Consider the following 6,756-nt stretch of genomic DNA (forward strand, 5'->3'; position numbering starts at 1 on the left):
GGCTATCTTTGAAGGTCGACTTTTATGTAGCAAAATTAACTACATTCAACTTCTCGCATACACTTTTGCAAGAGGCTCAGTTTACAACCTTTTTGACACAAAATACGCGGTTCCTGCCTCCGGAGAATACACTAACAGTCTCGGCGAACAGTTGCAGAGTATCGCACAGGACGGTATCAGCTTTCGTCTAAAGATAGGCTACAGGTTTTAACCAATGCGAGCCATAATCTTCTATCTAAGTTTTCTGCTTATTATTTGTATTAGCTCAGTGAGCCGTACCCATGCAGAAACACCACAAGAATACAAGGTAAAGGCCGGCTATCTGGTTAACCTGCCGCTTTTTTCCGATTGGGCATCACCATCACAGACAGGCTGTGAACTCTTCGCCATTTGCATTATCGGAGAGACCCCTCTCTATGACACTTTTAGCGAAGTAAAGAGCAGAAAGATAAAAAACAGGTCCATAACCATACGAAAAATTAATGATAGTAATGAAATGAACTGCTGCCAGGTATTGTTTATTGCTGCATCAGAACGGTACAGGCTGCAAAAACTATTAGCGGAAGCCCATCATCGAGGAATCATGACCGTCAGCGACATGCGTGACTTCACCAAGGCAGGGGGCATGGTAGCACTGACACCGGTCCAGAACCGGATTGGATTTGATCTGAATCTTGCAGTAGCCAGGAGCGCATCCATCTCGTTCAGCAGTCATCTACTCAAACTTGCTAACGATGTCACCAAATAAACAGCAAGGGGATCTACGAGCCCTGTTTCACATTCTCCATAAATTCCAGTGCAGCAGGTGACAGACTTTTGCCCTTACGCCAGGCAAGATTAAAGCTGCGATTGATCTCCAGACCTGGCACCAGCAGCTCTTTAAGCGTTCCATTTGACAACTCATGTCCCACCGCAAGGGTTGACACAAAGGCAGCCCCTGCCCCGCTGAGTACAGCACGCCGTACCGCCTCGCTACTGCCAAGCTGGGCAACAATCCGCAGTTGACGCGGGTCAATACCATTCTTTTGAAGTGCCAGATCAACCGCTGTACGGGTGCCTGAACCAGACTCACGAATCACCAGCGGCAACTGTAGTAGCTGATCAAGCTCAATCGAGCTGCTGGAAAACTGTCCCGGTCTAATAACCAGCACAATCCGTTCAGTCATCACCTCCTGCATACTTATACTGTCATCATCAACCTGACCACCCACCACAGCCAGCTCAACCAGCTCATCCTGCAATAACCGCAGTACCTCACGGGTGTCACCCTGCTGAAGCTCAAGGCGCACACCAGGCCAGGCAGCACTGAAACGCCCCAGCATATCAGGGATAAGAAAAGCAGCAGGAATAGTGCTGGCACCTACCCGCAAGATTGCCTGTTCAAGCCCCTGGAAACGACGAATCGCTTCGGTTGCTTCACTGCAATGCCGACAGATCCCGGCCGCATGGTCATAAAAAAGCCGTCCAACCTCAGTCAAAGAGACCTGGCTTGCCGAACGATCAAAGAGCCGCACAGCCAGCTCATCCTCCAAGGCTCTGATATGCTGGCTGGCAGTGGACTGGGCCAGACTGACCGCCTCCCCACCCTTTGAAAAACTACGGCTGTCGGCAACGGCCAGAAATACTTCCAACTGTTTCAGTGTCATAGAACCGCCTATTGAATTAATCAATACAATTTAACGTATATCTACCAGATTATCTATTTGCCAGGCAAGCACACAAATTGGTATCAAATATATTCACTTTTTTGAATACAAAGGAGAATCACCCATGTTGAAGAAAATTGTACTATTTTTGGTCCTCACCATTGCCACTGCCAGCATTGCCATGGCAGCCAACTACATCGAGCCTCAAGAATTGAAGGAGCTGTTGGACAAAAAGAAATCGGTCATCTTGGTTGATATACAGCCTGCAGCTGATTTTGAAAAGCAGCACCTGCCAGGCTCTATCGAAACCAATGCGTTTCCGGCCAAGACCGATGAGGAAAAGGCCCGTCTGGACAAGGCCCTTGCAATTATCAAGACCTCCAAAGATCCGGTTATTGTGGTCTGTCCCCGTGGTAAATCAGGCGCTAAAAACAGCTACAACTACCTTGAGTCAAAAGGGATCTCCGAAGAGCGGATGCAGATTCTGGAAGGCGGGATCTTTGAGTGGCCGTACAAAGAGCTGTTTGTAAAAGGTCGCTAAATTGAACATGCAGCACGAAACAACAGTGGCGGCCATGTCAGAAATGGCCGCCAGCTGCACCTCCTGCGGTGAATGTGTACGCCCCTGCAGCTTTCTGCAGCAACAGGGCACACCATTAACCATAGCGGAACAGGGCACAACTGACAGCAATCTGGTATCGGCCTATGCCTGTTCACTGTGCGGACTGTGTGACGCTGTCTGCCCTGAACGGTTGTCGCCATCAGCCATGTTGCTTAACATGCGTCAGGAAGCGGTAACACTTGGGCTGGTTGACCTGAAAACATATGCACCCTGGCTTAAGTATGAGAAAATGGGGGCATCCCCGATCTTCCAACGCGACCTGATTCCTGCTGGTTGCAGCGCTGTCTTTTTCCCTGGCTGTTCTCTGCCCGGCACCAGACCTGATGCTGTACGAGAACTGTTTAAACGTCTGCAGGCAATCGATCCGACAACAGGACTCGTGCTGGACTGCTGTGGCAAGATATCCCATGACCTGGGACTAACCGAACGATTTACCTCTCTCTTTGACCGTCTCTCAACCCGGCTGGCAAACATAGGGATTACCCGCATCCTTACCGCCTGTCCAGGCTGCAGCAAAATTTTACGAAAGTATGGTAAACAGTTTGAAGTTGTCAGTGTGTATGAAGTATTAGTAGCTTCAGCACCGTTATCAGACTTTCAAAACCAGAACCGTGTTGTTACCATCCATGACCCCTGCCCTGCCCGTTTTGATCAGTCCCAGCAACAGGCAGTACGGCAACTGGTTAAACAGTGCGGCTACCAGGTTGAGGAGTTGCCCTCCCATGGTCAAACCACCCGTTGCTGCGGTCAAGGTGGAATGGTGGAAGGCTGCGTATCCGGCACGGTCAAACAGGAGTCGAGGATTATTGCAACTGAGGCTGCCGGACGCACGGTGGTATCGTCTTGTGCTGCCTGTTGCGAAACACTGTCTGACAGCACACCAACCGCCCATATTGTTGATCTGTTGACCGGCACTGAAGCCTTTACGACCAGACCGGTCTCATCGCTGAAGCGGTGGCTGAACCGCCTGAAACTTAGATTTGCGAGACTGACATGATTTTTAAAACCTCTTACGCAGAGACGCAAAGACGCAGAGAAAACCCTCTTGTTACGTTTTTTTCCAGCAGGGAAACTGGCTGCGTTACTGCTTTCAAGGCAATTCCGGTACTGCTCTGCACCTCTGCATCTCTGCGCCTCTGCGTTACGATTTTAATCTGTTGTTTTTGTTTAGCCGCAAGACCTGCCTCATCTGAGGAAATCGCCGTTTCCCGCTTTGCGATCGAAGGTATCAAAGGCTGGGAAAGCAAAAGCTTTAAAGGCACAACAGAGTACAAGCTGGTGCAGGATGATGGCCGTACTGTTGTAAAGGCACACGCTAAAGCAGCTGCATCCGGGCTCACTAAAAAGATTAAATTCAGCCCGGTTACCTATCGCTACCTCAAGTGGAGCTGGAAGATTAACGGAATCATTTCCCAAGGCAATGAAAAGACCAAGCAGGGTGATGACTATGCTGCCCGGGTCTATGTGGTCTTTCCAGGACGATTCTTCTGGCAGATGAGGGCCTTAAACTACATCTGGGCTAACAAACTGCCCAAAGGTGATTTCGTGCCCAATGCCTTTACCTCCAATGCCATGCTGCTGGCTGTTGAATCAGGTCAAGCCAAGGCAGGCCAATGGGTCACTGAAGAACGGGATATCCTGGCTGATTATCGCCGTGTTTTCGGAGAAGACCCGCCTGAGGCTGGCGCCATTGCCATTATGACCGATACTGATAATACCGGTGCCGAGGCCACTGCCTGGTACGGAGATATCACACTCTCGACAAACCGCTGATGTTTTGTGCTATAATGCCTACCTGTTTGATCAACATACACAGGAGGCCTGTCGTGTGGAAACCCATCTACCGTAGCATCCTTATCTGCCTGATCTTCATTAGCTGTTTACACAGCACCACGGCAACTGCAGCGACACCTGAACGGGCGATCTTTGCCGGAGGCTGTTTCTGGTGTATGGAACAGCCGTTTGACACATTGCCGGGTGTTCTGTCAGTCATGCCGGGCTATACCGGTGGCACCAAACCAAATCCCACCTATCAGGAAGTTTCAGCCGGGGGAACCGGACATACTGAAGCGGTCGAAATCAGCTATGACCCGGCCAGAATCAGCTATGAAAAATTACTACAGATATTCTGGCGAAACATAGACCCCACCAAGGATGATCGTCAGTTCTGTGATATCGGCAATCAGTACCGGGCAGCAATCTTCTATATATCCGACCAACAACGCACACTGGCCCTTGCATCCAAAGAAGATATCAACAAGATCAAACGGTTTAAAGAACCGGTGGTGACTGAAATTGTGCCTGCCAGCAGGTTTTATCCTGCAGAAGAATACCACCGTCAGTATTACAAAAAGAATCCACTCAGATACCGTTTCTATCGTTCAAACTGCGGCCGGGACAAACGCCTGAATGAGCTGTGGGGCGCAACAGCCGGACATTGACCGGAAAGAGGTGCCGTCATGAGAAAGATGCTACTGGTTGGATTATTCCTGTTGGCCCTGCTGCTGGCCTGCAGCAACAGCACTACCTCCACAGCCGCAAAATCAGCGTCTGAAGCGGTCAAAACCATTAAACTCTATTCCGTTGCCAGCAAGGGGTACATCATGAGCGACAAGGTTATCAAGACTGAAGAGGAATGGAAAAAGCAGCTGACACCGCAACAATACAACGTCACCCGTGAAAAAGGGACTGAAGCACCGTTCACCGGTGCCACATGGAATACCCATGACAAGGGGATCTACCGCTGCATCGGCTGCGGCAATGACCTGTTCAGTTCAGAACATAAATTTGATTCCGGTACCGGTTGGCCCAGTTTCTGGCAGCCAGTGGCACCGGAAAATGTAACTGAACATGATGATAGCAGTCTGTTCATGCGGCGTACCGAAGTGGTCTGCAGCCGCTGCAATGCCCATCTGGGCCATGTCTTTAATGATGGCCCAAAACCTACCGGCCTGCGCTACTGCATGAACTCGGCAGCCATGCAGTTTGTCAAGAGCCCCTGATGGCTGTCTCACCTCACCTGCTGCCTGATACACCGGAAAACCGGCTACTGGCTAAAAACGTTCACCCGCCAGGCTGGATCAATCCAGTGCCAGCCGAGCGTTACAATCTGGTGGTGATCGGAGCTGGCACAGCAGGCCTGATCTGCGCTGCCGGAGCAGCAGGACTGGGTGCAAAGGTCGCCCTGATTGAACGGCATCTGATGGGGGGCGACTGCCTGAATTTCGGTTGTGTCCCTTCAAAGGGGGTTATCCGGGCCAGCCGCGCAGCCCATGATGCCCGATCAGGCAGTGCATTCGGCATAGTTGGTGGAGAGGGCCTGGCCGTTGATTTCTCCACTACCATGGAACGGATGCGGCATCTGCGTTCCATTATCAGCCAACATGATTCAGCCAAACGATTCAGGGATGAGTTGGGCGTTGATGTTTTTATTGGTGATGGCCGGTTTATTGGACGTGACTGTGTAGAAGTAGGCGATGCCAGGTTACGATTCAAAAAAGCAGCCATCTGCACCGGTGCCAAAGCAGCCAACGTATCGATCCCCGGCTTGGCAGAAGCTGGTTACCTGACCAATGAAACTGTATTTTCACTTACAGAACGGCCCCAACGTTTAGCTATAATTGGCGCAGGACCAATCGGGTGCGAACTTGCCCAAGCATTTCAGCGCCTTGGCAGCCAGGTAACCATACTGGAAGCAGGCCCACAGATCCTTGGGAGGGAAGACCGCGATGCTGCTGAAATTCTTCACCAAACCTTTATACGGGAAGGGATAGACCTGAGGCTTGGCACAAAGATCATCCGTATAGAGCAGCAAGGCAACGTGAAATCAGTTCATCTGGAGTTTGATGATAAGCCCCAGCAGCTTGAAGTTGACGCGATTCTGGTGGGTGTTGGACGGACTCCCAATACGGATGGTCTGGGACTGGAAACCGCCGGAGTTACTTTTGACCGGAGCGGTGTTCTGGTCAATGATCGGTTGCAGACGTCTAATCCGGCTATCTATGCAGCCGGTGACATCTGTTCAGCCTATAAATTTACCCACACCGCCGATGCCATGGCCCGGATTTTGCTGGCTAACGCCCTGTTTAAAGCACGTCAAAAGGTCTCAGACCTGATCATCCCCTGGTGTACCTACACCGATCCTGAGATAGCCCATGTGGGAATGTATGAACAGGATGCAACAACGAAGGGTATCAGCGTAACTACGTTGACCATCCCGCTTGCCGAGGTTGACCGGGCCATACTTGATGGTGAAACCGACGGCTTTGCCCGGGTGCATCTAAAACAGGGTACTGACCGCATTTTGGGCGCAACCATTGTGGCCCGCCATGCCGGTGAGATGATCAATGAATTCTCGCTAGCCATAACCAACGGCCTGGGCCTTGGTGCCATTGCAAAAACCATTCACCCCTACCCGACCCAGGCAGAGGCGATCAAAAAGCTGGCTGATGCCTATAACCGCACCCGCCTTACGCCACTGCTTAAAAA

At 50.9% G+C, this 6,756-nt stretch carries 8 protein-coding genes; 7 read left to right on the forward strand and 1 reads right to left on the reverse strand.

Features of this window, described 5'->3' with window-relative positions; all coding sequences use genetic code 11:
- The first annotated feature begins 214 nt into the window (after positions 1-214).
- Positions 215-748 (forward strand): YfiR family protein, encoded by a 534-nt coding sequence (locus OEL57_RS12315; RefSeq protein WP_300740826.1) that lies wholly within the window; start codon positions 215-217, stop codon positions 746-748.
- Between the two features lie 13 nt (positions 749-761).
- On the opposite strand, the gene OEL57_RS12320 is transcribed toward OEL57_RS12315, so the two are convergent.
- Positions 762-1,646 (reverse strand): selenium metabolism-associated LysR family transcriptional regulator, encoded by an 885-nt coding sequence (locus tag OEL57_RS12320; protein WP_300740827.1) that lies wholly within the window; start codon positions 1,644-1,646, stop codon positions 762-764.
- Between the two features lie 124 nt (positions 1,647-1,770).
- Between OEL57_RS12320 and OEL57_RS12325 the strand changes: the two genes are divergently transcribed.
- The 6 genes from OEL57_RS12325 to OEL57_RS12350 form a co-directional block, all read left to right on the forward strand.
- Positions 1,771-2,187 carry a rhodanese-like domain-containing protein gene (locus tag OEL57_RS12325; protein WP_300740828.1) on the forward strand — a complete coding sequence of 139 codons (417 nt, stop codon included), beginning with the start codon at positions 1,771-1,773 and terminating at the stop codon, positions 2,185-2,187.
- A gap of 7 nt (positions 2,188-2,194) precedes the next feature.
- Positions 2,195-3,265, forward strand: a complete 1,071-nt coding sequence (locus tag OEL57_RS12330; RefSeq protein WP_300740829.1) for a (Fe-S)-binding protein — start codon at positions 2,195-2,197, stop codon at positions 3,263-3,265.
- Positions 3,262-4,041 (forward strand): DUF3047 domain-containing protein, encoded by a 780-nt coding sequence (locus OEL57_RS12335; protein WP_300740830.1) that lies wholly within the window; start codon positions 3,262-3,264, stop codon positions 4,039-4,041. Before OEL57_RS12330 ends, OEL57_RS12335 begins: the two co-directional genes overlap by 4 nt.
- A gap of 53 nt (positions 4,042-4,094) precedes the next feature.
- Entirely contained in the window at positions 4,095-4,709 is a 615-nt protein-coding gene (msrA, locus tag OEL57_RS12340) for a peptide-methionine (S)-S-oxide reductase MsrA (RefSeq protein ID WP_300740831.1), read from the forward strand.
- An 18-nt stretch (positions 4,710-4,727) separates the two neighbouring features.
- Positions 4,728-5,270 carry a peptide-methionine (R)-S-oxide reductase MsrB gene (gene msrB / locus OEL57_RS12345; RefSeq protein WP_300740832.1) on the forward strand — a complete coding sequence of 181 codons (543 nt, stop codon included), beginning with the start codon at positions 4,728-4,730 and terminating at the stop codon, positions 5,268-5,270.
- On the forward strand, positions 5,270-6,756 hold a 1,487-nt coding region (locus OEL57_RS12350; protein WP_300740833.1), incomplete at its 3' end, for a mercuric reductase. The genes msrB and OEL57_RS12350, both read left to right, overlap by 1 nt.

It is taken from the genome of Trichlorobacter sp., from assembly GCF_030247655.1.
Lineage (GTDB): Bacteria > Desulfobacterota > Desulfuromonadia > Geobacterales > Pseudopelobacteraceae > Trichlorobacter.